Below are 533 nucleotides of genomic sequence, written 5' to 3'. Positions count from 1 at the left end.
CAACGAGTACGGGCCTACCGAGGCGACTGTTGTGGTGTCGTTGACGGCTCCGTTGGTGGTGGGGGAGTTGGTGGGTGTGGGTGTGCCGATTCGGGGGGTGCGGGTGTGGGTGTTGGATGGGCGGTTGCGGCCGGTGCCGGTGGGGGTGGTGGGGGAGTTGTATGTGGCGGGGGTGGGGTTGGCGCGGGGATATCATCGGCGGGCGGGGGTGAGTGCGGGGTGTTTTGTGGCGTGTCCGTGGGTGTCGGGGGCGCGGATGTATCGCACGGGTGATGTGGTGCGGTGGCGGGGGGATGGGTCGTTGCAGTTTGTGGGGCGGTCGGATTTTCAGGTCAAGGTTCGTGGGTTGCGGATCGAGTTGGGGGAGATCGATGCGGTGTTGGCCGCGCATGAGAGTGTGGGTTTCGCTGCGACGGTGGGGCATCGTGACGGGGTCGGTGTTCAGCGGTTGGTGTCGTATGTCTTCGCCGCACCCGACCACACGATCGACACCACGGTCCTGCACGATCACCTCGCCGAACGGCTTCCCTCCC

The 533-nt window shown here is 66.2% G+C and carries 1 protein-coding gene; it reads left to right on the top strand.

All coding sequences use genetic code 11. The features are described 5' to 3' along the window. A partial coding sequence (locus ON32_RS20660) for an AMP-binding protein (protein WP_157224268.1) occupies positions 1-533 on the top strand: 533 nt, incomplete at both ends.

Source organism: Nocardia paucivorans NBRC 100373 (assembly GCF_000308675.1).
Taxonomy (GTDB): Bacteria; Actinomycetota; Actinomycetes; order Mycobacteriales; family Mycobacteriaceae; genus Nocardia; species Nocardia paucivorans.
This window is presented reverse-complemented; position numbering and strand designations above follow the sequence as displayed.